At 68.6% G+C, this 24,541-nt stretch carries 12 protein-coding genes and 1 tRNA gene; 7 read left to right on the forward strand and 6 right to left on the reverse strand.

The window, feature by feature from the left end; genetic code table 11:
• Positions 1-16: 16 nt before the first annotated feature.
• The 3 genes from AAW13_RS30670 to AAW13_RS30680 all read right to left on the reverse strand — a co-directional run bounded on the left by AAW13_RS30670 (position 17) and on the right by AAW13_RS30680 (position 3,083).
• Positions 17-1,021 (reverse strand): Gfo/Idh/MocA family protein, encoded by a 1,005-nt coding sequence (locus AAW13_RS30670; RefSeq protein WP_046728158.1) that lies wholly within the window; start codon positions 1,019-1,021, stop codon positions 17-19.
• 105 nt (positions 1,022-1,126) lie between these two features.
• Positions 1,127-1,903, reverse strand: coding sequence for an SDR family oxidoreductase (locus AAW13_RS30675; protein WP_046728159.1), 777 nt, complete (start codon positions 1,901-1,903; stop codon positions 1,127-1,129).
• 13 nt (positions 1,904-1,916) lie between these two features.
• A complete protein-coding gene (locus AAW13_RS30680) occupies positions 1,917-3,083 on the reverse strand; it encodes a phytanoyl-CoA dioxygenase family protein (protein ID WP_046728160.1) in 1,167 nt (388 codons plus the stop codon).
• A gap of 146 nt (positions 3,084-3,229) precedes the next feature.
• Here AAW13_RS30680 and AAW13_RS30685 point away from each other — a divergent pair, with 146 nt between their 5' ends.
• Positions 3,230-4,261, forward strand: a complete 1,032-nt coding sequence (locus AAW13_RS30685) for a LacI family DNA-binding transcriptional regulator (protein ID WP_046728161.1) — start codon at positions 3,230-3,232, stop codon at positions 4,259-4,261.
• A 5-nt stretch (positions 4,262-4,266) separates the two neighbouring features.
• Here the strand turns inward: AAW13_RS30685 and AAW13_RS30690 are convergent, their stop codons facing one another.
• Positions 4,267-4,614 (reverse strand): cupin domain-containing protein, encoded by a 348-nt coding sequence (locus AAW13_RS30690; protein ID WP_046728162.1) that lies wholly within the window; start codon positions 4,612-4,614, stop codon positions 4,267-4,269.
• A 240-nt stretch (positions 4,615-4,854) separates the two neighbouring features.
• Between AAW13_RS30690 and AAW13_RS30695 the strand changes: the two genes are divergently transcribed.
• The 3 genes from AAW13_RS30695 to AAW13_RS30705 all read left to right on the forward strand — a co-directional run bounded on the left by AAW13_RS30695 (position 4,855) and on the right by AAW13_RS30705 (position 7,540).
• Positions 4,855-5,367, forward strand: coding sequence for a hypothetical protein (locus AAW13_RS30695; protein WP_046728221.1), 513 nt, complete (start codon positions 4,855-4,857; stop codon positions 5,365-5,367).
• Between the two features lie 83 nt (positions 5,368-5,450).
• Positions 5,451-6,308: an intradiol ring-cleavage dioxygenase gene (locus tag AAW13_RS30700; RefSeq protein ID WP_046728163.1), complete on the forward strand. Its 858-nt coding sequence runs from the start codon at positions 5,451-5,453 to the stop codon at positions 6,306-6,308.
• A 167-nt stretch (positions 6,309-6,475) separates the two neighbouring features.
• Positions 6,476-7,540 (forward strand): maleylacetate reductase, encoded by a 1,065-nt coding sequence (locus AAW13_RS30705; protein ID WP_046728165.1) that lies wholly within the window; start codon positions 6,476-6,478, stop codon positions 7,538-7,540.
• 88 nt (positions 7,541-7,628) lie between these two features.
• Here AAW13_RS30705 and AAW13_RS30710 read toward each other — a convergent pair whose 3' ends face one another.
• Entirely contained in the window at positions 7,629-8,207 is a 579-nt protein-coding gene (locus tag AAW13_RS30710; RefSeq protein WP_046728166.1) for a TetR/AcrR family transcriptional regulator, read from the reverse strand.
• Between the two features lie 205 nt (positions 8,208-8,412).
• Between AAW13_RS30710 and AAW13_RS30715 the strand changes: the two genes are divergently transcribed.
• Positions 8,413-9,840, forward strand: a complete 1,428-nt coding sequence (locus AAW13_RS30715; protein WP_046728167.1) for an MFS transporter — start codon at positions 8,413-8,415, stop codon at positions 9,838-9,840.
• A 45-nt stretch (positions 9,841-9,885) separates the two neighbouring features.
• A tRNA-Pro gene (locus AAW13_RS30720) sits at positions 9,886-9,959 on the forward strand.
• A gap of 630 nt (positions 9,960-10,589) precedes the next feature.
• On the opposite strand, the gene AAW13_RS47090 is transcribed toward AAW13_RS30720, so the two are convergent.
• Positions 10,590-16,499, reverse strand: coding sequence for a LamG-like jellyroll fold domain-containing protein (locus tag AAW13_RS47090; protein WP_046728168.1), 5,910 nt, complete (start codon positions 16,497-16,499; stop codon positions 10,590-10,592).
• A gap of 1,014 nt (positions 16,500-17,513) precedes the next feature.
• Here AAW13_RS47090 and AAW13_RS30730 point away from each other — a divergent pair.
• Positions 17,514-24,296, forward strand: a complete 6,783-nt coding sequence (locus AAW13_RS30730) for a polymorphic toxin-type HINT domain-containing protein (RefSeq protein ID WP_167391748.1) — start codon at positions 17,514-17,516, stop codon at positions 24,294-24,296.
• The last annotated feature ends 245 nt before the right edge of the window (positions 24,297-24,541 follow it).

Below are 24,541 nucleotides of genomic sequence, written 5' to 3' on the forward strand. Positions count from 1 at the left end.
GCCGCCGTGCGCGGTGTCAGGCTCCGCGCACCTCTGCGATCGTCACCGGACGGTGCTCGTGCAGAGACAGGGTGCAGGCCTCGGCGATCCAGCCGGCCTCCAGGGCGTCCTCGACCGTGCAGGGGGAGGGCCGGGTGCCGGCCACGACCTCGGTGAACGCGGTCAGCTCGGCGCGGTAGGCGGCCGTGAAGCGGTCCATGAAGAAGTCGTGCGGAGTGCCCGCGGGGAAGGTCACACCGGGCTCGACCGAGCGCAGCGGGAGCTTGTCCTCCAGGCCCACGGCGATCGAGTCCTGGAAGCCGTGCAGCTCCATCCGGACGTCGTAACCCCGGGCGTTGTGACGGGAGTTGGACACCACCGCGATGGTGCCGTCGTCCAGCGTGAGGATGGCGCCGGTGGTGTCGGCGTCACCCGCCTCCTTGATGTAGTCGGCGCCCCGGTTGCCGCCGACCGCGTACACCTCGGTGACCTCACGGCCGGTCACCCAGCGGATGATGTCGAAGTCGTGCACCGAACAGTCCCGGAAGATGCCACCGGACACGGCCACGTAGGCGGCCGGGGGCGGGGCCGGGTCCAGGGTGGTGGAGCGCACGGTGTGCAGCTTGCCCAGCTCGCCGGCCTGGACGGCGGCACGGGCGGCCACGAACCCGGCGTCGAAGCGGCGGTTGTACCCGATCTGGATCGGCACGCCCTTGCCCTGGACGGCCTTGAGGACCTCGACACCGTCGCTCATGTGCTTGGCGACGGGCTTCTCGCAGAAGACCGGGATGCCCGCCTCGACACCGGCCAGGATCAGGGCCGGGTGGGCGTCGGTGGCGGCGGCCACCACGATGCCGTCCACGCCGGCCGCGAGCAGTGCCTCCGGCGAGTCCACGACCTCGGCCCCGAACTTCTCGGCGGCGGCCTTGGCGGCGTCCGCGAACGGATCGGTGAACACGAGCGACTCGACGGCGTCGAGCCCGGCCAGGGTCTCGGCATGGAAAGCGCCGATGCGCCCGAGACCAAGAATTCCAATACGCATGGGCGTTCTACTCCTTGATGTGTACGCGCCCCGACAGGGGGGCGAGGAACTGCGCGGTCGGCCACGGCACGGCGGCAGACGACCGGCGGGACGGGCGGCAACCCCTCAGTCGAGACCGCCCAGGACGTTCTGGTCCCAGTCGATCACCGACCCGGTGACCACCCCCGACCGCTCCGACAGCAGGAACACCACGAAGTCGGCGATCTCGTCCGGCTGGCCCAGCTTGCCCATCGGGAGCCGGGCCGCCGCCTCCTCCAGCCAGTCGTCCCCCGCCCCGTGGAACTCCCGCTGGGTGGCGTCCTCGCCCTCCGTCGCGGTCCAGCCGATGTTCAGCCCGTTGATCCGCACCCGGTCCCAGCGGTGCGCGTGCGCCGCGTTGCGGGTCAGGCCGATCAGACCGGCCTTCGCGGCGACATACGGCGCGAGGAACGGCTGGCCGCCGTGCGCGGACGACGTGATGATGTTGACGACCGTGCCGGGCGCCTTGCGGCCGACCATGTCGGCCACCGCCGCCTGCATGGCGAAGAACGGCCCCTTGAGGTTGACCGCGACGTGCTGGTCGAACAGTTCCGGCGTGGTGTCCAGGAGGGTGCCCCGGGAGGTGAGCCCCGCCGCGTTGACCAGGCAGTCGATCCGGCCGTACGCGTCGACCACCTCGGCCACCGAGGACCTGGCCTGCTCGGCGTCGGCGAGGTCGGCCCGCACGTACCGGGCCTCGCCGCCCGCGGCGGTCAGCTCGGCCACCAGGGCTTCGCCGGGCTCCGGACGGCGGCCGGTCACGGCGACCTTCGCGCCCGCCCGTACCGCCGCCCGCGCGACGGCCGCGCCGACTCCCTGGCTGCCGCCGTTGACGAGGACGACCTTGTCGTCGAGAAGTCCCATGTCCGCTGTCCTCTCAGCTCTCACGCCGGGCCGCGGCGGCCCGCAGTTCGTCCCGCAGCACCCGCGGCACCCAGTCCTCGCGCAGCGCCCGCCGCACCAGGTCCGCCTGTGAGGGCGGGGCCATCCCGTCGACCGGCGGGTCGCTGTCGAGGTTGGTCGGGAACGGGTAGCCCTCGGCGCTCGCGGCGACGACGTTCTCCAGCCATGCCTCGCCCGCGCCCTCCGAGCGGCGCCGGCGCAGCACCGGGTAGACCGCGTTGGCCACCGCCTCCCGGTCCACGGTCTCCATGGCCCGGCCGAAGGCCGAGGACACCTGGAGCAGGTTGGCCGTCCGGCGCACGTCGAGGGTCCGGTTGGTGCCGGCCGCGTGGAACACCGCCGGGTTGAAGAACGCCGCGTCCCCCTTGGCGAGGGGCAGCTGCACGTGCCGGGCCTTGAAGTAGGCCAGGAACTCGGGCCGCCGCCAGGCCAGATAGCCCGGCTCGTAGGTCTGGGAGTAAGGCAGGTACAGCGTCGGCCCCGACTCCACCGGCATGTCGCAGTGCGCGACCGCGCCCTGGAGGGTGAGCACGGGGGAGAGGCGGTGCACGTGCGCCGGATAGGCCGCGGCCTGCTCGTCGGAGAGGAACCCGAGGTGGTAGTCGCGGTGCGCGGTCTGCGCCGCGCCACCGGGGTTGACCACGTTGACCTGCGAGGTGATCTGGTAGCCGGGGCCGAGCCAGGCCCGGGAGACCAGGGCCACGATGTCGTTGGCGTAGTAGTCGGCGAACACCTCCGGGTCGTACAGCGCCGCCTTCTCCAGGGCGTTCCACACCCGTTCGTTGGCACCCGGTTTCGCGAAGTGGTCGCCGGCGCCCGCGCCCGACTCGTTCTGCTCGGAGATCAGCGCCTCGAACACCGCCGTGGCCCGGTCGACCACCAGCGGGTCGGGGAACGCGCCCTTGAAGACGACCACACCGGGGCCGTCCGTCAGGGCGCGGACCAGTTCGGCCTGCACCTCGCGGGGTGACCGCGCGCCGCGCAGCCGCTCGCTGTCGTAGACGAGGACGTTCTCCACCACGGCCGACGCGTGCGGGTAGCCGGCCGGGTCGGTGGTCCGCTCGACCAGCTCGCGGAAGGTGTCGAGGTCGCAGTCCTGCGACGACAGCCAGGAGCGGCCCGGTTCGGCTGCGAGGGACATCGGCGTCCTGCTTTCGGTCACGGTCACGGCCACGGCCCGAGCCGGGGGTACGGCCACGGGAGCGGCGGGGCTCTGTCATTGTTGTCATTACAAACCCGTCGAACAATCAGCAGCAGGCCATCAAAAACCCCTCAAGGAGTCAGGCCGTGGGCCATCCCTTCCCGATCCGTGAGATCGCACGTCAGGCCGGGCTCAGCGAGGCCACCGTGGACCGGGTGCTGAACGGCCGGGGCGGGGTGCGGGAGAGCACCGAGCGGGAGGTGCGGCAGGCGATCGCCGATCTGGACCGGCAGCGCACCCAGGTCCGGCTGGTCGGCCGTACCTTCATGGTCGACATCGTGATGCACGCGCCCGAGCGGTTCACCACGGCCGTGCGCTCCGCGCTGGAGGCGGAACTGCCGTCACTGCATCCCGCGGTGGTGCGCTCCCGGTTCCACTTCCGGGAGACCGGACCGGTCGGGGACCTGGTGCAGACGCTGGACCGGATCGCCAGACGCGGCTCCCAGGGGGTGATCCTCAAGGCGCCGGACGTCCCCGACGTGACCGCAGCCGTCGGACGGCTGCGGTCGGCGGGGATCCCGGTCGTCACCCTGGTCACCGACCTGCCCGCCAGCGGCCGGCTCGCCTACGTCGGCAGCGACAACCGCGCCGCGGGTGCCACCGCCGCCTACCTGATGGGCCAGTGGCTCGGCGACCGGCCCGGCAACGTCCTCACCAGCCTCAGCAGCGGTTTCTTCCGCAACGAGGAGGAGCGGGAGATGGGCTTCCGCAGCGTCATGCGGGCCACCCACCCCGAGCGCGCCCTGGTGGAGATCGCGGAGGGACAGGGGCTGGACGCCACCCAGTACGAGCTGGTCCGCGCCGCCCTGGAACGCGACCCGGAGATCCGCGCCGTCTACTCGATCGGCGGCGGCAACATCGCCACCCTGCGGGCCTTCGCCGAACTGGGGCGCGAATGCGCGGTGTTCGTCGCCCACGACCTCGACCACGACAACACCCGGCTGCTGCGCGAGCACCGGCTGTCCGCGGTCCTCCACCACGACCTGCGCCAGGACATGCGCGAGGCCTGTCACCTGGTGATGCGCGCCCAGGGCGCGCTGCCCCCGGCGGGCCCGAGCCTGCCGTCTGCGATCCAGGTGGTCACGCCGTACAACATGCCCGCCTCCACGGCCCGCTGAGACGCTCAGAGGTTGATCGCGTAGGCCTTGCGCAGCGTCTCGTGCACCGTCCACGTCGTACGGTCGCCCGCGCGCAGCACGGCCATGTCCCCGGGGCCCACCCGGAAGGTCTCCCCGCCCTCGACCTCGATCGTCGCCGAGCCGCTGACCACCACGAACAGCTCGTCCGCCTCGGTGTCGGTGACCACCCCCGGGGTGATCTGCCAGATGCCGCGGACCTGCCTGCCGTCGGCCGACTCCCAGACCACCTTCCCGGACACCTCGGGCGTGCCGGACACGATCTGCGCCGGGTCGAGCGGGTCGGGTTCGAGGTCGGCGTCCGGGATGTGCAGGGCGAAGCTGTGGGTCGTCATGTGCCGACCCTAGCGAGCCGGCCGGGCGCCCGGCCGTGGACAGGGTGTGGGACATCGGACCTGGTGGAAGGACACTTCGTCGGGCTGCGCCCGGACCGGCGGGGACGATCCGTCCGCATGGCGAGGGTGATCCGTCCGCATGGCGCGGGTGATCCGTTCGTACGGCGGGGGCGGCGGTTCGGCCGGCGGGGCCTTCGTGCGGACTGGCGGGGGCGATCCGGCCGGGTGATCGTGGTGAACATGGCTGACCCGACGCCGGCCGCGGCCCGGCCGCGTGCGCACGACACCCGCGAGGCCGTGCTGTTCGGCGGGGTCTACGGCGCCGTGCTGGCCTGCTCGATGGTCGCCGCGCTCACCCAGTACGGCCACACCTCCGCCGCCAGCCGCAGTTACGACGCCGTGTGGCTGCTGGTCACCGCCTGCGCCTCCGCGCTGGCCCACGGCTATGCCCACCACATCGCCGAACGCGTCCCGTACCGGCGCTGGGACCTGTTGCACAGTCTGGCGGAGGAGTGGCCGCTGGTCGTCGCAGTGCTGCCGACGGTCTTCCTGCTCGCGGGCGCCGGCTGGGGCTGGTGGCCGGCCAAGGGCGTCGAGTACCCGGCGTTCTACCTGAACATCGCGATCCTGTTCGGCCTCGGGCTCGTCACCGCCCGCTGGTCCCGGCGGAGTTGGTTCGCGGCCGTGTTCATCGGCATGGTCGACGCGTTGCTCGGGGTGATCGTGGTGGTCGCCAACGCGTTCATCAAGTAGACCCGGGACCGGATCCGGTTCATTGAACGGTAAACGGGTTTACGATCACCGAAGGTCACTGTTCCTCCGGGCAAGGAGCCGGCATGACAACCGAGGACGCGGTCACCGCGGAGGCCGTCGCGAGTTTGCGGGGCACCGCGGACCCCCGGCTGCGCGAGCTGCTCGGCGCGCTGATCCGCCATCTGCACGCCTTCGCGAGCGAGACCCGGCTGACCCGGCACGAGTGGGAGGCGGCGGTCGCGTTCCTCACGGCGACCGGTCAGACGTGCACGGACACCCGGCAGGAGTTCATCCTCCTCTCCGACGTGCTCGGCCTGTCCATGCTGGTCGAGACGGTCAACGGGCACAGTGCCCCGGGCAGCACCGAGTCGACCGTGCTCGGGCCCTTCCACATGACCGAGTCCCCGGTCCGGGAACTCGGCGCCGACATCGACCTCGTCGGCACCGGCGAGCCCTGTGTGGTCAGCGGTGTCGTCCGGGCCGCCGACGGCACCCCGTTGCCCGGCGCGGCCCTGGACGTGTGGCAGGCCGACCCGCACGGCTTCTACGACGTGCAGCAGCCCGGTGTGCAGCCGGCCGGCAACGGCCGCGGCCTGTTCACAGCGGACGACGAGGGCCGCTTCTGGTTCCGCACCTGTGTGCCCAGCGCCTACCCGATCCCCACCGACGGCCCGGTGGGCGCCCTCCTCAAGGCCACCGGGCGGCATCCGTACCGGCCCGCGCACATCCACTTCATCGTCTCCGCGGAGGGGCACGAACCGGTCACCACGCACATCTTCGTCGCCGGCGGCGAGTACCTGGACTCGGACGCGGTGTTCGCGGTGAAGGAGAGCCTGGTCAAGGACTTCACCCCGACCGACGACCCGGCCCTGGCGAAGGAGTTCGGGGTGGCGAACCCCTTCCGGCACGCCCGCTTCGACCTGGTACTGGAACGCCCGTGAACCCCTCCGGCCCCCCGGGCTCCTCCGGCTCCTCCGGCTCTTCCGGCTCCTCCGGCTCTTCCGGCTCCTCCGGCTCCTTCGGCTCTTCCGGCTCTTCCGGCTCTTCCGGTTCTTCCGGCTCCTCCGGCTCCTCCGGTTCTTCCGGCTCCTCCGGTTCCTTCGACTTCGTGTACGAGGCCCGGCCCGCCAGGGTCGTCTTCCGGCCCGGCGCCGCGCTCACCGCGACCGCCGAGGAGGCCCGGCACCTGGGCCTGCGGCGGCTGCTGGTGCTCAGCGGCGAGCGGGGCGCGGACATCGCGCGGGCCGTCGCCGACTCGCTCGGACCGACGTGCGCGGGACTGCACACCGGGGCCCGGATGCACGTCCCCGCGGAGGTGGCCGACCAGGGCGTGGCGGCGGCCCGGGCCGCGGGCGCCGACGGCTGCGTGGCGGTCGGCGGCGGATCGGCCATCGGCCTCGGCAAGGCCATCGCCCTGCGTACCGGCCTGCCGCTGATCGCCGTGCCCTCCACCTACGCCGGCTCCGAGATGACCCCGGTGTGGGGCCTGACCGAGCACGGCGTCAAACGCACCGGCCGCGACCCCGTCGTCCTGCCGCGCAGTGTCGTGTACGACCCCGAGCTCACCCTCTCCCTGCCCGTCCCGCTCTCGGTGACCAGCGGGATCAACGCCCTCGCGCACGCGGTGGAGGCGCTGTACGCGCCGGACGGCTCGCCGCTGGTCGCGCTGATGGCCCAGGAGGGCGTACGGGCGATGGCGGACGCGCTGCCCGGCATCGCCGCCGCCCCCGACTCCGTACCGGCCCGCTCCCGCGCCCTGTACGGCGCCTGGCTCTGCGGGAGTTGCCTCGGGGCCACCACCATGGGCCTGCATCACAAGCTCTGCCATGTCCTCGGCGGCACGTTCGGGCTCCCGCACGCCGAGACCCACACGGTCGTGCTGCCGTACGTGCTCGCCTTCAACGCGCCGGCCGTGCCGGAGGCGGCGGCCGCGGTGGGGCGGGCGCTGGGTGCGGAAGACGCCCCGGCCGCCCTCCAGGAGCTGGCCGGTGGGCTCGGCGCGCCTCGGTCACTGGCCGGACTCGGCCTGAGGGAAGCAGACTTGACGGTCGCGGCCGAGCAGGTCGCGGGGCAGGCCTACGCGAACCCGAGGGCCGTCACGACCGATGACGCGTGGGGTGTGTTGCGGGCGGCTTACGAGGGCAGGCCCGTGCGGCGCGGTGGGATCGGGTGAGCGGGGATCCGCGGATCGGCGGGGGCCGGCCGCGCCCACGCGGCGGAGCCGCACGCCGGCAGCGGCCCCTGCGCCCCTGACGGGGCGTTCAGCGCACCGCCCGTACTCCGTCCAGGGCGATGGACATGACACGGTCGCGCTGGGCTTCGTCCTCGAAAGCCGTCGCCGTGATCCCCGAGACCATCCGCAGCAGGTCGCCGATCTCCATGTCGGTGCGGACCACGCCCGCCTTCTGGGCCCGTTCCAGCAGCGGGCCGCCCGCCGCGTACATCGAGTCCCGGCAGGCCGAGAAGATCTCCGACTCGTCGTTGAGCGCCTCGCGCACCGCCCGTTTGGTGACCATGTAGCCCGTGAAGCGGTCCAGCCAGGACGTCAGCGCCTCCCACGGCTCCTGTCCGGCCAGTTCCACGGCGGCCCGGCACAGAGTGTTGACCTCGTCCGCGTAGACGCTCTCGAAGAGGTCGCGACGGGTGGGGAAGTTCCGGTACAGGGTGCCGATCCCGACCCCCGCGCGGCGCGCCACGTCCTCCAGGGAGACGTCCGCGCCGTGCTCGGCGAACGCCTCCCTGGCGGCCGTGATCAGCGCGTCGTAGTTGCGGGCCGCGTCCTTCCGGTGAGGTCTGCGGGACGCGACGATCTCACCGACCGGGAACGGGCTGTCCGTCATTGCTTGCCTCCCGTGCGACAGGGGTGAACCGGAGGGGTTCCTCGACTTCGGTTGAAGCGGAGGGGTACCTCCGCTAGAGTGGAGGGGTACCTCCACTTTAGCAGTGCGGAGCGGCAGGGCCATGGCCGGACGCGACCTGTGCCCGCCCTCGCGCACGCTCCTCGACATCTCTCCCGTCTCCTTCCGATTTCGGAGAGGCTCCTTCATGCCCCGGAAGTCCACCCGCCTCACCTTCGCGGTCCTCGCGACCGGTGCGGGCGTGTTCTCCATGCTCCAGTCACTGGTCGCGCCGGCCCTCCCGACCGTCCAGCACGCGATGCACACCTCGCAGTCCACCGCGACCTGGGTCATGACGGCGTACCTGCTGTCGGCCTCGGTCTTCACCCCCATACTCGGCCGGGTCGGCGACCTGACCGGCAAGAAGCGCAGCCTGGTCGCCGTCCTGGTCGCCGTCCTGGCGGGCTGTCTGCTCGCCGCCCTCGCCCCGAACATCGGTGTGCTGATCATCGCCCGGGTCGTCCAGGGTGTCGGCGGCGCCCTGTTCCCGCTCTCCTTCGGCATCATCCGGGACGAGTTCAGCCCGGCCGAGGTCAGCGGCAGCATCAGCAACCTGTCCGCGGTGATCGCGGCCGGCGGTGGCGTCGGCATCGTGGCCGCCGGCCCGATCGTCTCGGCGCTGGACTACCGGTGGCTGTTCTGGATCCCGGTCGCCGTCGTCGCCGTGACCGTCCTGATCGCCGCCCGCTACGTCCCCGAGTCGCCCAAGAGGGCCGTGGGCAGCGTCAGTTGGCTCGGCGCCGGGCTGCTCTCCGCGTGGCTGGTGGCGCTGCTGCTGCCGCTCAGCCAGGCCGGGCAGTGGGGATGGGGCTCGGCCAGGGTGCTCGGCCTGTTCGGCACGGCCGTGGTGCTGTTCACGGTCTGGCTGCTGACCGAGTCCCGGTCCGCGACCCCGCTGATCGACCTGCGCGTGATGCGGCTGCCGGCCGTCCGGACCACCAACGCGGCGGCCCTGCTGTTCGGTGCGGGGATGTACGCGATCTGGTCCTTCCTGCCCGGCTTCGTCCAGACCCCGGGCACGGCCGGCTACGGCTTCGGCGCCACCGTCACCGAGTCCGGTCTGCTCCTGCTGCCGATGCTGATCGCCATGTTCCTCTCCGGCGTGGTCGGCGGCCGTCTCGAACCCCGCGTCGGCGCCAAGGCACAGCTCACCGCGGGTGCCGCGCTGGGCGCGCTGGCCTGCGGGTTCCTCACCCTGTGGCATGACGAGCGGTGGCAGATCGGTGTCGTCGCGGGGCTCTTCGGCCTCGGTATCGGGCTGGCCTTCGCCTCCATGGCCAACCTCATCGTCGGCAGCGTGCCGCCCGAGCAGACCGGCGCCGCGACCGGGATGAACGCCAACATCCGCACCATCGGCGGCTCCATCGGCGCCGCGCTCACCAGCGTCCTGGTCACCGGCCGGCTCCAGTCCTCCGGACTGCCGTACGCCTCCGGGTACACCCACGCCTGGGCCCTGCTCACCCTGTTCTGCCTCACGGCCGCCGGGGCCGCACTCCTCGTCCCGGTCCGCCGCACCGGCCGGGTCGCCGGTCCGGTGACGGACCGGACGGCGGCAGCACCCGTACGTGTGCGGTAGTGTTGACCTGCGTGATCACGCGGAACCTCCCGCGTGACTCCGCAGCGGGACGTGGCGCAGCTTGGTAGCGCACTTGACTGGGGGTCAAGGGGTCGCAGGTTCAAATCCTGTCGTCCCGACTTTACGAAGTCGCAGGTCAGGGGCCGTTTCAGAGGGGATCTGAAGTGGCCCTTTGATCATTCCTGGGGACCATTTGGGGACCAGGGTGCTTGACGGGGGCTGTGGCGCACCTTGACCCGGTCAAGGTGCGCTATGGAGCAGGTCGGTAAGGCGTAGAGCAGGCGGTTCGTGGAGTTGCCTCCCTGTTTCCGGTGATTCATCATGTGGAGTGCGTTGCCATCCTTGAAATCGACGGCGAGAACTCCTGCTCATGGGGCGCCAGGTGTGCTGCAGTGATGCTGTTCAACGGGGCTTCTTCGACGAACGGGCTGAGCTCTGGCAGGGCAGGAGGGTAGACATCTCCTTGAAGTTGTCTACCTGGGGGCGCTGACCTGAGGCGATACGGTAACTTCCGTCTCTCGCCTGTACACACGAGCCTTTCGGTGTCTTTCAGAAGCGTCCCGCGTTACGCAGGCGATTCTCCCCAGGCGGTCCCAAGCGCTGTCCGTACTCCCGCGATCCTCCCAAGGGAGACCCTGCTTGCGAGCGCGGGCGACTTGGTGTCTGTACACGTCCGACAGTCCATAGTGGTTACGACGGGTGAGCCCCGCTGCTCCTGGTGGGAGCGGCGGGGCTCATGGCCGGTGGGGTCAGTGCAGCGCGCCGACCTCCGTTGACGACAGCGTGCGCGGATAGACGTGGACGTCTGCCACGGAGCCCGGGAAGGCCAGGTATGGCGTCGTGGCCGAGGCGCTGTTGACGCAGCCGCCGATGGTCAGAGGCATGGAGGAGTCGTATTGGGGGCTGAGGTTGGTGGCTGTTCCCACCAGGGTGCCGTTCTGGTAGAGGGCCATGTTGCCGGTGTTGGACCTTCCTGCGACCGGTGCGCGGAAGGCGGCGACGAGATGGGTCCAGGTACCGATCGGTGCGGAGTTGTTGTCTCCTTCCGCGGTGGGGAAGTCGGCGTTCTCGTCGTTGGTGGTGGTCGTCTGGAACATCCAGGCGCTGCTTGCCTTGTCGTAGGAAAGGTAGAACGCCTGGTGTTGGGTGGTGCCTTGGCAGACGGCGGTGGTGCCGAGAGCTGAGTTGATCTTCACCCATGCCGAGACGGTGTAGTCGCCGAGGGTGTTCACGGCGCTCTGCTTGCTCTTGAGGAAGCCCGTGTTCCCGTCGAAGGCGACGCTGCCGGCCATCCCGCTCGGTGTGTCTGTGCCGTAGGTGGCGCTGCCGGAGGCCGTGAGCGGGTTGAGGGTGGCGGTGTCAGTGCCGTTGGCGGCGAGCTTCCATTCGTCCTCGGGCATGCCGTTCTCCCAACCTGTTGGCACGATCACGCTGGTGGCGCTCGCTTGGCTCGATGCCATGGCGTACGGGTAGGTGTGGACGTCTGCCACGGAGCCGGGGAAGGCGGCGTAGGGCGTGGTGGCATCGGGGCTGTTGACGCAGCCGCCGATGGTCAGGGGCATGGAGGAGTCGTACTGCGGGGTGAGGTTGGTGGCGGTCCCCATCAGGGTGCCGTTCTGGTAGAGCGACATCACGCCCGTACCGGTGTCGCCGTCGACGGGGGCCGTGTAGGTGACGAGCAGGTGGGCCCAGGTGCCGATGGCGCCGGTGTTGCTGTCTCCTTCCGCGGTGGGGAAGTCGGCGTCGGCGTCATTGGTCGTGGTGGTTTGGAACATCCAGCCCTTGTTGCCGCTGTCGTAGCCGATGTAGAGGGCCTGGTGCTGGCTGGTTCCCTGGCAGATGGCGGTGGCGCCGACATCTGAGTTGATCTTGACCCAGGCGGAGATGGTGTAGTCACCGGAGGTGTCGACGGCGGTGTGGTCGCTTTCCAGCATTCCGGTGCTGCCGTCGAAGGACGCTGAGCCGGCGCCGGCGTTGACCGCGTTGGGGCCGCTGGAACTGAAGGTCGCGCCGCCGATCGTGGTGAGCGGGTTGTCCGTGTTGCTGTCGGTGCCGTCGGTGGCCAGTTCCCAGTCGTCCTCGGGGGTGTCGCTGCCGGTGGTGAGCGGGACGATCAGGTTCGGCGGGATGCCGACCACGGTGTTGGTGTCGTTGAGGTACTGGCCGGCGAGGTCGGTGTAGTAGGCGTTGGACGGATTGCCGCCTGAGAGGTCGGCCGCTTTGACGGTCGGGGAGGTGGCGTTGCCGTCCGTGGACACGGCGGCGGCGAAGTCGATGACCTGAGTGGAGTTGTCGAGCAGGTAGCCGTTGACCAGCTCGCGCGCGGATTCCTGGGTTGCTGTGCCCGGGTGGGCGGCGGTGAAGGGCGGGATGGTGGCGAGGTAGACGGTGATGTTGGAGTACTGGGTGACTCCGGTCTGGCTGTCGTCGGTGTTGTACCAGGACAGCTGGCTGTTGAGGGAGGCCAGTCCGTTCTCCACGTTGGTGGCGCAGGTGTTGGCGTTGCTGGTGCAGTTGAGGAGGTCGGCGGCGCCGGTGGAGACGAGGACGGTGCGCACGTTGGCCTGGGCCAGCACGTTGCGGTCCACGGGGTTGAGTGCGTTTTCCGGGGTGGTGCTGTTGGTGTTCTGGGGCAGCAAGTTGTTGCTCAGGCTGGAGCTGTTGGTGCCCGCGTTGAGGACGCCGTAGTCGACGGAGTTGTCCCCGTTGGTGTCGTTGACCAGGGCATCGGTGATCGCATCGCTGAGATGGTACGGGCTGTTGCTGCCGGCTGCGGTATCGCCGTTGACGCTCTGGTCGCCGTAGAGGACGACCGAGCCGGTGGGGGCGGAGGTGGGGGTGGTGACGTCGATGCCCGCGAGGTAGGGCAGACCGGTGTAGGTGGTCTGTGTGTAGCTGGTGGCGGCGGTGTCACGGGTGTGGTTGGCGGTGTCGGTGCTGGTCCAGACGGGGGTCTGGGCCACGGCGTGGCCGGGGAGCGCGGACATGGAACCGTGCACCTGCAGGCTGACCAGGATGGTCGCCTGCTGTGTGACGGGCAGGGTCACCGGGTTGCTGGTGACGTCACCACCTGCCGGGATGGTGACCGAGGGGGAGGAGGTGCCGAAGACCAGCGGGGTCGGGTCCGTGGCGGCCGTCGCGCCTCCCGCGGTGGTGTCCTGGAGTGCGACAGAGGCCGCGTCGAAGGTCACCGGTGTGGTGCCCATGGCGTTGGACAGGTGGATGCGTACGCCGTTGCCGTCGTCGGTACCGACACTGACGTGCGCCGGGATGCGGAGCGTCTGTCCCCCGTTGAGGCCGGCGGCACTGCCGTTGGACAGCTGGACCTTGGCGGTGTCCTGGACCGAGGCCCACGTTCCGACCCAGTGCTGGGCCGCTGTTCCGCCGCCGGTGAGGGCCATCGGCCGCAGGCCGAGCCCGAGGACGTGCAGGGTGGGCTGGCCTGCTTGGACGCCGTTGGTGAACAGCGGCAGGGTGATGCTGCTGATGACCGAGCCGGGGCATTGCAGCGGGACGCTGACGGCGTAGATTTTCGGGCCGGAACTCGGGCTGGTCTGCGTGTTGTTGCTGTGGTTTTCGTGGACCAGGCTGAGCGATGCCGCGGAGCCTGGGCCGGAGAGCCAGTCGGGCACGGTGTCGAGTTGGTAGGGCTGATCGAATGGGTTGTTCTGGTCCACGCAGTTGTTCTTGGCGTAGGTGATGGTGCCGCCGGTGCCCTTGGCGGCGCCGCCGGTGGCGAAGGCGAGGAAGACCAGGGCGTCGCCGGTGTTCACGACTCCGCTGCCCGGCAGGGTGATGGTCTGGCCGGAGGCCAGCATGTTGTCGTACGTGCCGGTGCCGAACTTCGGCAGTGTGATGGTGGCGCCGTCCACGGTGACCGTCTTGTTGCTCTGCCAGCCCGAAGTGCTCGTCAGGTCGGCGGAGTTGATGCTGTTGCCGGAGCCGTCGGCGTCGGCCGTACTGGTCGTGGTGGTGAAGGTGCTGGTGGCGGTGTTGTTCAGACAGCTGGTCGCGTCGTTGATCGCGCAGGTCAGTGCTGGGCCGAGGCGCAGTACGTCGATGCCGGCCTGGTATCCAGCCGAACTGGGATTCTTGCCGGTCAAGGTGAGGGTCAGCGTGTGCACGCCCTGTCGGAGGGTGAGCAGTTGGCCGTTCGTGTCCTTGGGAATGCCCAGGTTGAGGAACTGGGTGGTGGTGTAGGAGTTGTAGGCGTCGAAGCCGCTGATCAGGGTGGACTGGGTACTCTGGCCCGCGTCCAGGACCAGGTGGTAGATGCCGTAGTCCTTGCCCTTGGTGAGGTTGGCGCCGAAGCTCCAGGGGCCATCCTTGGGGATGTCAAAGCTGAAGGTGGCACTGTCACCACTGACAACCTTCGACGTGGTGCTCTTGTTGCCGAGCATGGCCTGGTAGCCGTCGGCGAACTCGTAGCCGCTGAAGGCGGGTTGGCTGACCACCTGGCCACCGGCACTCGTGCTCGTGGCCTTGGGCACGACGGTGGCGGTGCCGTCGGTGTTGGTCGCGGTCCAGCCACTGATCATCTTGTCGCCGTAGGCGTACGTCGGGGTGCTGGTCCCGGCGTAGAAGGCGTAGGCCGTCTGGGAGATGGACGTCGAGCCGGCCTGGTCCACTGCCTTGGCGTAGAGGGTGTGGGGTCCGGTCGAACCCGGGGCGAACGAGGGTGAGGCGCTGCCGTTGATGGCAGAGGTGCCGGTGCCGGGGCCGTTGTCGGATGTGGCGTAGTAGATGTTGCCCTTCGTGATTTTCGTGCCCGCCGCCAGGTGGATGACTCCGCTGCTGGTGTACACCGTGTTGCTGAGGGTGGCGTCCAGAGAAAACAGGTAACCGGTGACGTTGTTGGTGTGGTTGTTGCCCAGGACGAAGGTCCCCTGGTCGCCGAAGGCGGCGCCGATCTGCTTGGCGGGGAACTGGCTTGAGGTCACCGCGGGCGCGGGCGGTGCGCTGGTGTCCACGGTGAAGGTCTGAGTCTTGGTCCAGATTCCGGAGCCGGTGCCGGCCCAGTAGCCCGCGGCGTTCTGTGCCGTGGCTTTCCAGGTGTACGTGCCGTCAGGCAGGCGTGGTGTCGTCCAGTCACTGCCGTTGGTGTTGTAGCGTGCACGTTTCTTGGAGTCCAGGTTGGGTCCGTAGCCCTGCCCCACGAGGGTGCCTGAGGAGTTGAAGACCTGGTAGTCGACGCGTACCAGTTCGCTGCCGCCTGCCAGGTCGGGGTTGACCGCGCGGGCGGACAGGGTCGGGGTGTGGGTGGTCGTCATCGTCTTGCCCGAGCTGACGATGGATGGCTTGATCGTGGGCGTTCCCGTGCCGTTCTTGAGTTTGGGCCGGTAGCTGTAGGTGACCGACAGGGTGGCGCCGCCGCCGTAGGCGAGCTGCTTCCACTGGTAGGGGTCGTTCATGTCGGGCGACTGGACCATCAGCGTCATGCTGCTCCAGCTGCCGCCCGCCGCGCTCTGTGCCCGGGAGGTGACATCGAAGTCCAGCGCTGGTGGGCTGACCCAGGAGTTGGCACCGTCGGTGACCGGGCAAGTGCCTGCCTCATGGCTCTTGGGATTGGTGGTGCCCAGTGAATCCGTGCGCACGGTCGGCTCGTGGCCCCAGTAGAGCGAGGATGATCCCCAGCCGGCGGGTCGGTCGGTGCCGTAGACGGCGGCCGGGGTGTCCGAACAGGAAGCAGCGGAGAGCTGCTTGACGTACAGCGAGGCGTGGCTGACTACGGCGCCTTTGATGCCACTGGTGTTGATCTGGTAGTAGGTGCGGGCGCGCTCGCCGTTGCCGGGGGTGTTGTTGTCCCATCCCTCGCGGGCGTTGGTCGCGCCTGTGGTGGACGTCGAGTTGTAGACGTTCCAACCGTTGTCGGAGATCCGGGCCCAGTCCAGTTGGGAGGGCCTGCCGCTCCACTCCGGGTCGACATAAACCGGGTAAGTCGTGGTCTTGGCGGTGAGCAGGGACGTGTTCAGGCCGAGCAGCTGCCTGCCGGACTTGAGGGTCACATGGACCTGCGCGCGATGCCTGCCGACCTTGGCCGCCGCGGTGTGCTCGGCACGTGCCGCTGAGACGGTCGCGGTGCGGGCGCGGGCCGTGGCCCCTGTCTTCTGGCCTGTGCTGTCCCACATCAGCGCGGTGTCGCTGTGGAACACTGTCTTGCCGGTGTGCTCGTCGGTGGCCCGGGCGCCGCCGTTCGAGGTGGCGGCCAGCTTGAGGTTGGCCGAGGTGGTGTTGAGCGCGAGTCTTTGCAGTCGCGGATCAGCTGCGGCCTTGGAAGTCTTGATCACCAGGATCGAGGAGTAGCCGGAGGCGTCTGCGGTCAGCTGCAGGTCGACGCCGGGCAGTACCTCGGGATAGGTGGCCGTGTCCTTGGAGACAATTGGCTTCGGGAGTGTGCCCGGCCAGGAGAAGCCTAGTTTGTCCGCGCCATCGTGCATGGTGACCAGCGTGCTGGAGCCACCGTCGGAGAAGGTCACGTGCGTGATGGCGGCTTTGGGGGCCCAGGTCCCGTCCGACTGCCGCAGCAGAGTGGTATCGATGGGGACCCATTTCCCTTGCTGCTGCACACGCTGGGGCATAGACGTATCGGTCCGGGTGAAGGTGCCGTCCGGGTTGGCCACCACCTGGGTCCCGGTGCCGGTGAGCTGACCGATGGTCACCGATTGGCCGGTCGCCTTCGCCTGCGCGGACGCCGACTCCGTGGGATTGAGCCGCGTGGCGGAGGACTCGGGGCGGTCGCTCGGCGACGCAGCCTGGCGTGATGGCGTCGGCGCGCTGGTTGTGGCGTAGGCCGGTGCCGTGGCCGCCAGTGACCCGGCAGCCAGGGCACCGGCGACAACGATGGCGATCGGTCTCGACGTGGGGAGCCTGGACGCGCGCACGGTTTTGCGAGAAGCGGACATCGCGGTTGGGGTCCTTCGCGGATTTCATGCGGTTCCCCCCGTGGGCCCCGCGCCGCTGTGCATTCTGTGTGGCCGGTGTGCGCGGGGTCCATCGTCAATGAATCGCCAAGTGACCGTCCGTAGCCCGATTTTGACGCATTGACGTCAACCTGCGTTCCGTTCTGGGTGATTCATTTGTGTTTCCTATGGAAATACTTTACGTATCGAGTCGATCTCGGGCCGTAGCGTGATCCCCCGCGGGGGGACTAGACCGACGTGTGCCTCCGTTTCACGTGCACTCAAATCACCCAAGTCGAGAGGGACTTAGGCGATTCGGGGCTGGGGGAGGGGACGCACGGCATGGCGTGGATTTCGGGGTGGAGACGCGGTCAGGCGGCCTGGGCTGCCCGGAGAGTTCGCCGCACGGCGGTGGTGATGGTCGGCGCCTTGGTGGTGGGCCTGCTACCCGCGGGCGCGGCCGCGGCGTCTCCAGCCAAGCCCCAGGTGGCACTTCCCGCCGCACCGCAGAACAGACGGGTCCCTCTATCCCGGCCATGGCCCAAACGCAGTTCAACTCCCAAGTCCTTCAAGCACTTCGACCCCAGCGGGCACACGAAGCTCCCTGCGCCGGGCAGCGCCATGGTGACCCTGCCCAACGAGGCTGCCTCCGCGAGCCTGAGCGCCAAGGCGACTCAGGTACGGGCCGGAAGTCTGCCCGTCCTGCTCGGTGCTGCCGCAGGTCCGCAGCCCCGGTCGGCAGCCGTCACCGGGTCACAGCGGATACGCGTGACAATGCTGGCCCAGAAGTCCGCGCGCACGGCCGGTGTTCATGGCGTGCTCTTGACGCTGCAACGCACCAGCCCGGGAAGCGGGAAGGTCGCGCTTCGCGTGGACGACTCGTCGTTCCGCTATGCCTTCGGCGGTGACTTCGCCTCGCGCCTCCACCTGGTTCAGCTGCCCGCCTGTGCGCTGACCACGCCGGAGCTGGCCAAGTGCCAGGCTCAGACCCCGGTGCGCACCGCCCCTGGATCGCCGCTGTCCGCGCAGGTCGCAGTTCCGGGACCGAGTGTGGCGTCGTCGGGTGCCACCGGCTCCGCCCGGTCGGTGACGGCGTCGTCCGGCGCCATGGTTGTTCTGGCCGCGACCGCTGGCACCTCAGGCTCGGCTGGTGACTACTCGGCGACCAGTCTGGCGCCGGGCGGTTCCTGGTCGACCTCGGGGAACACCGGCTCGTTCACCTACAGCTACCCAATTGCCGTACCGCCGGCTCTTGGCGGAGTGGCCCCGAATGTGGACCTGTCGTACAATTCCGCCGGCCAGGACGCGCGCACCGAGGGGACGAACAACCAGTCCTCGTGGTTGGGCGACGGCTGGGCCTCGACGGAGAACTATGTCGAACGCACCTACAAGTCGTGCGACGACGACTCCTCGTCCGGCGCGCCGAAGAACGACGGCGACGAGTGCTGGGCGGGCCAGATCCTGACCCTGTCGCTGAACGGCACGTCCACCGACATCGTCTACGACGACGCGACCAAGACCTTCCGTCCCGGCGACGACAACTCCACCACCAAGATCGAGGACCTGAGCAACGGCACGAACGGCACCAAGAACGGGGAGTACTTCAAGGTCACCGAGGGCGGGGTGCAGTACTTCTTCGGCCTCAACCGCCTGCCGGGCTGGTCCAGCGGCAAGGACGAGACCAAGTCCGTGTGGACGGTGCCGGTGTACCACGCGCACAGCGGCGTGTCCGACTGCCCGGACAGCACCGACTTCGCCTCCACCTCCTGCACGCTGGGCTACCGCTTCAACCTGGACTACGCGGTCGACACCCATGGCAACGCCACCGCCTGGTACTACACGCCGGAGACCGGTTACTACGGCGCGGACCTGAAGGACACCGCGGTGGCCTACACCCGCGGGGGCACCCTGTCCCGCATCGACTACGGCATGACCGCCACGACGATCTACTCCGGCACGGCGCCAGAGCAGATCGTGTTCGACGCCTCCGCCGAACGCTGCATCGCCGGCGCGCCCTCCGGCAATACCTGCGCGGACAGCCAGTTCACCCCTGCCAACGCCGCGTACTGGCCGGATGTGCCGGTCGACCTCAACTGCACCTCGGGCTCGTCGAGCTGCACCAGCCACGGTCCGAGCTTCTGGTCTCGCAAGCGCCTGACGTCGATCACCACCCAGATCCAGACGGGCGGCGTGACCAAGCAGGTCGACAAGTACAGCTTCACCCAGTCCTTCCCCGACGGCGGCGACCACGCCCCCACCCTGTGGCTGGACTCCATCCAGCACACCGGCCTGGACACCCTGGGCGGCGCATCGGGCAGCACCTCCACACCGGCAGTGAACTTCGACCCGCCGCTGCAGCTGCCCAACCGGGTCGGCACGATCCCGCAGATGCCGCTGATGTACCACGACCGCATCCAGACGGTCACCAGCGAGACCGGCGCCCAGACCACCGTCACCTACGACCGGCCCAACTGCTCCAGCGCCCCGGCCAGTGACCCCAACGACCCCACGGACGCAGCCGCCAAGACCTTCGCGTCGACCAACACACTGTCGTGCTTCCCCGTGTACTGGACCCCCGACGGGCAGCCGGCCCCGTGGATGGACTGGTTCTACAAGTACAAGGTCACCGCGGTCGTCACCGAGGACACGCACAACTCCTATCAGGACGGCACCGAGCCCAAGCTGGAGACGGACTATGCCTACAAGGGCAACCCCGGCTGGCACTACGACGACAACGAGCTCGTCAAGGCCAAAAACCGCACCTGGGGGCAGTTCCGGGGCTACCCGGAGGTAGACGTCACCACCGGTGACCCCACCGTGTTCCATCTGACCAACGGCTCCAACGTCTACGACCAGAAAACCCTGAGCAAGACCTATTACTTCCTAGGCATGAACGGTGACACCCTGCCCGGCGGCAAGACCCGCTCGGTGCCGGCGCTGACCAGCCAGGACGGCGCCGTCAGCGTGGCGGACAGCAATGCGCTGGCCGGGCAGGTCTTCGAGTCCGACACCTACACCGGTGCCACCGGAAGCCTGAACTCGGCCACCGTCACCGTGCCCACCATCATCGGACCCACGGCCTCCCGCTCCCGCAGCGGCCTACCGGACCTCACCGGGCAGATGGTCCGCACCGTCAAAAGCCTCACCCGGCAGGCGGTCTCCTACGGCTGGCGCAAGACCGAGACCGACACCTTCTACAACACCACCCTGGGCAAGCCGACGACCGGCATGCCCGTACAGGTCGACGACCGCGGCGAGACCGCAGCCAGCGACAACGTCACCAACTGCACGTACAACCGCTACATCACCGGCAGCGTGGACACCCTCGTACTGCCCGCCGAGACCATCGCCACCGACCAGGACTGTTCCGCAGCCGGGGCCACGCCTGGCGGCACGCTGATCTCAGACGTCCGCACGTCCTACGACGGCAACCCCTTCACCTACGACGGGGACGGCCAGCAGAACCCGATGCTTCCCAAGACCGGTGACGTCACCCTGGTCCAGAAAGCGTCCGCATCCACCGGCGCCACCGCGACCGCGTTCGTCGACGAATCCTCCGTCGCCTACGACGGCTACGGACGCGTCACACTGACCACACGCACGCCCCACTCCACCGCTCCCAACGGCGCCAGCCTCTCCCAGAACACCGCCACCAGCTACACGCCGGCCACGGGAGAGCTCCCGACAGACATCGTCACAGCCATCCAGGTCACCCCCGGGGCCACCTGCACCACCGCCACAACCAGCTCCAAAGACTGCCAGGTCTCCCACAGCACCATGGACCCGTCCCGCGGCCAGCCCACCGCCCAGACCAATGCGGCCGGCCGACTCACCTCACTCACCTACGACGCCCTCGGCCGCCTCAACGGGGTATGGCTGCCCAACGAGAGCAAGACCAACGGCGCCCCCGCGAACACGACCTACACCTACAGCCTGTCCCAGACAGGACCCTCGATCGTCGCCGCCAACTCCCTCCTGGACAACGGCAGCTACGCGGCCAGCGAAACGCTGTACGACGCCATGCTGCGCCCCGTGCAGACTCAGGCGACCGCAGAGAACGCGAGCACGGCGGTCAGCGACACCCAGTACGACTCGCACGGCTGGACCGTCGTCACCAACAACGCCTACAACGTGGCGGGCAGCCCCCGCAACACCCAGATCCCCGTGTCCCAGGTGAGCATCCCCGACACCACCGTCACCGACCACGACGCAATGGGCCGCGCAGACCTGGTCACCGAGGAGCACAACGGCCTCAAGACCTGGACCACGACCACCGCCTACACGGGAGACAAGACCACCGTCCTGCCCCCGAAGGGTGGCGTCGCCACCACTGCAGTCGTCAACGCACGCGGCCAGAACACTGAACTCGACCAGTACACCGTCGCACCCACCGTCTCCGGCAACGCGGCCAACGGGTTCACCGCCACCGACGGCACCACCTCACCCACCACCTACGGCTACGACGCCGCCGGACAGCAGCACCAGGTCACCGGCCCCGATCACACCGTATGGACGTTCGACTACGACCTCCTCGGACGCAAGAAGACCCAGAACGACCCTGATGTGGGCAAGAGCAGCTACGGCTACGACGATGCCGGCAACCTCGTGTCCACCACCGACGAGGCGAAACAGATCGAACTCGACTACACCTACGACCTCTTGGGCCGCAAACTCACCGCCAGTGACAAGTCGAAGTCCAACTTCCAGTTCGCCTCCTGGCTGTACGACACCAAGCGCATCGGCCTGCCGACCTCATCGACCCGCTACGTCCAGGGCACCACTGGCGGCTACACGATCGCCACCACCGGCTACACCGCCCTCGGCCAGCCGACCGGCACGACGATCTCCCTGCCGGCCTCCGAGACACCGCTGCCGTCGACCTACACGACGACTTACACGTACACCATCAACGACCAGTTGCTGGCCACCCAGACCGATCCGTCCACCAAGGGGCTGAGCAGCGAGGTCATCGACTACGACCACGACGCGCTGGGCAACCCGACGGCCAGCAGCAGCGGCAGCGTCAGCAGCTATGTCAGCTCGACCGTCTACACGGACTTCGGCGCCCCGTCGCGCGTCGTCCAGGGCGCATCGACCAACCCGGCCACGACCACCTATCACTACAACGACCAGACCCGCCGACTGACGGAACGGACCATCGACCGGACCCAGGCCCCCGGCCCGACAGTCGATGACACGAAGTACACCTACGACGCCTTCGGTAACCCGATCTCCACCACCGACCTGCAGTCGGAAACCGGCAACACCGTCACCGACCAGCAGTGCTACGGCTACGACGCCCTGGACCGGCTCACGGATGCCTGGACCGCCACCAACTGCACCGTCAACCCACCCACGGCCAGCACTCTCACCACAACGCCCGGCTCCTATTGGCAGTCCTTCAGCTACGACGCCATAGGCGACCGCCGCCAGAGCATCGACCATGCCATCGGCAGCTCCGGTACCAACGTCACCACGGCCTACGTCAATGGGTGCACCGCCAACTGCAATGCCACCGGCGCCCAGCCACACACCCTCACCTCCACCACCGGCGGCACCAACCCCACGACCTTCGGCTACGACGAAAACGGCAACCTACACACCCGCACCCCCACTACCGGACCCGGCCAGACCCTGACCTGGGACGACGAAGGCCACCTGGCCCAAGTCGACACCAGCGGCTCCAGCCCCGCCACCACCAAGTACCTGTACGACGCCGACGGCAACCAGCTCATCCGCCGCGACCCCGGCCAAACCACCCTCTTCGTCGGCGACACAGAGATCGTCGTCAACACCGGCGTCACCCCCAATGTCCTCCTCGGCGCCCTTCGCACCTACACCCACGGCGGCACCGGGACCCCCGTAGCCCTCCACTCCAGCCTTGTCGGCGGGGGCGTGAAGTACCTCTTCAGCGCCCCCAACGGCACCGCGACCCTGTCGATGGACACCACCACCCAGCAGGTCGCCCGCCAGCAGTACACCCCCTACGGCCAGCCCCGAGCCAGCGCCAACACCACTACCTGGCCCGACCCCACCCACACCTACCTCGGCAAACCCCAGGACACCACCACCGGCTACACAGACGTCGGCGCCCGGAAATACGACCCCACCCTCGGCCGCTTCATCAGCGCCGACCCGCTCCTCCAGCCGACCAGCCCACAGTCACTCGGAGGCTACACCTACGCCAGTGACAACCCCGTCACCAACAGCGACCCGAGCGGCCTCATGGCCTGCCAGACTCCTGACGAGTGTGGCGGCGGTGCCCAGTACGGCAACAACACGCCGACCCGGAACAGCGGCGGCAAGGCGCTCAACGACGCTTCCTGGGGTTGCAACGGCTGTGACGTCGTCAACAGCTCCAATAGCGACCCGAACAACCAGGGGGAAGTGGACGCAAGTAAGCGCCGCGCTGCCAGTGCGGCCTTCCACAAGAAGTACATGGAGATCTACCCGCAGGTCTTCATTCCTCGCAACTGGAAATACGCCAACCAGTTCGCCAAGATCTTCAACGAAGAGACTGACACCGCGTGCCGAGACTTCGGCTGGGACTGCCTGGCGGACCCGCAGGACGCTGCAGAGGCCGAGGCCGACCAGCACATCATTACCCACCTGAAATTCCTCACCTGCATGGCACTCGGCCACGGAACCGGCTGCCTGGGCAAGACCGGCACCTCCATCGGGGTAGCCGCGGCTGCCATATTTGCCCTCACAGGAGGCGGCGGGGAAGGTCCCGGCGGCGGCTTCAGAGGCAAAGGCCTTGGCGGTGGGAAGTGCAGCTTCTCGCCCGACACCCCTGTCCTCATGGCCAAGGGCAGAACCAAGCCCATCGGCAAGATCAAGCCGGGTGACAAGGTCGAATCCGCCGACCCCACGACCGCCAAGGACAAGGGTGCCCGAACCGTCCAGCACGTCTGGATCAATCACGACAACGACCTCCTCGACGTCATCATCAATACCGGTCACGGCCGTACGGAGATCATCCACACCACCTCCAACCATCCCTTCTACGACGCCACCACCCGCACCTGGGTACCCGCCGGCAGCCTCAAACCCGGCGACCACCTCGCCAGCGTCCATGACCAGCCCACCACCGTCGTAAGGGTCCACGGCACACCTGGCGCCGCCAACCGCTACAACCTCACTGTCGAGCAGCTCCACACGTACTATGTACTGGCTGGGTCGACGCCGGTCCTGGTGCATAACACCTGCGGCGACGTCGCGCTGGGGGCGGGTGAAGGAACTGCTGACGCCCTGAAATCCTTCACATCGACGAAGCCGGAGACGGAATTTGTCTTCGATTCGAGCTCGGGGAGATTCCTGGCAGGTGATCGTGAGCGCATTCCCGGGGGTCTCAGCCCGCATGAACAGCTTGCGGAAAAGGCGGGCATGGATAGAGGGACAGTCCTGGGCGGCACGCTCTTCCGAGATAATGGGCGCCTGGTGTTCACGGAAAATAGCGGTCACTACGGCCACAGATGGACAGACTCCACGCGCCAGCAGTTCCAGAAATTCATGAGTGATCAAGGCATTGACTTCGACTACAGGCCATGGGGTTGAGATGGGCAATTGGACTCCGGTGGTGTACCGAGGAGATGGGGCATGGATCGGGATCATGCCTGACGGCCGTATTGGGGTCGGGGTGGAATCGGAAGGGCGCGCTGCGCTTGTGAGCTCCGGGTTCGTTCCTATGTGGCCCTACATGGAACGTGATCTCTCTGAATCCTTGACTGAATTTTCCGGCTCGTGGGTACAACTCCGTCAGGGTGGTGTATCAACTCCTGAGAGGCTAATTGAGTTGACGG

The organism is Streptomyces humi (assembly GCF_001005085.2).
In the GTDB taxonomy this organism is placed as follows: domain Bacteria; phylum Actinomycetota; class Actinomycetes; order Streptomycetales; family Streptomycetaceae; genus Streptomyces; species Streptomyces humi.

What these genes read in the sequence shown, in the direction of transcription:
- AAW13_RS30715 (WP_046728167.1), top strand. Translation starts at nt 8,413, where the DNA reads ATGCCCCGGAAGTCCACCCGCCTCACCTTCGCGGTCCTCGCGACCGGT.
- AAW13_RS30690 (WP_046728162.1), bottom strand. Translation starts at nt 4,614, where the DNA reads ATGACGACCCACAGCTTCGCCCTGCACATCCCGGACGCCGACCTCGAA.
- AAW13_RS30730 (WP_167391748.1), top strand. Translation starts at nt 17,514, where the DNA reads ATGCTGGCCCAGAAGTCCGCGCGCACGGCCGGTGTTCATGGCGTGCTC.
- AAW13_RS30675 (WP_046728159.1), bottom strand. Translation starts at nt 1,903, where the DNA reads ATGGGACTTCTCGACGACAAGGTCGTCCTCGTCAACGGCGGCAGCCAG.
- AAW13_RS30670 (WP_046728158.1), bottom strand. Translation starts at nt 1,021, where the DNA reads ATGCGTATTGGAATTCTTGGTCTCGGGCGCATCGGCGCTTTCCATGCC.
- AAW13_RS30700 (WP_046728163.1), top strand. Translation starts at nt 5,451, where the DNA reads ATGACAACCGAGGACGCGGTCACCGCGGAGGCCGTCGCGAGTTTGCGG.
- AAW13_RS30695 (WP_046728221.1), top strand. Translation starts at nt 4,855, where the DNA reads ATGGCTGACCCGACGCCGGCCGCGGCCCGGCCGCGTGCGCACGACACC.
- AAW13_RS30680 (WP_046728160.1), bottom strand. Translation starts at nt 3,083, where the DNA reads ATGTCCCTCGCAGCCGAACCGGGCCGCTCCTGGCTGTCGTCGCAGGAC.
- AAW13_RS30710 (WP_046728166.1), bottom strand. Translation starts at nt 8,207, where the DNA reads ATGACGGACAGCCCGTTCCCGGTCGGTGAGATCGTCGCGTCCCGCAGA.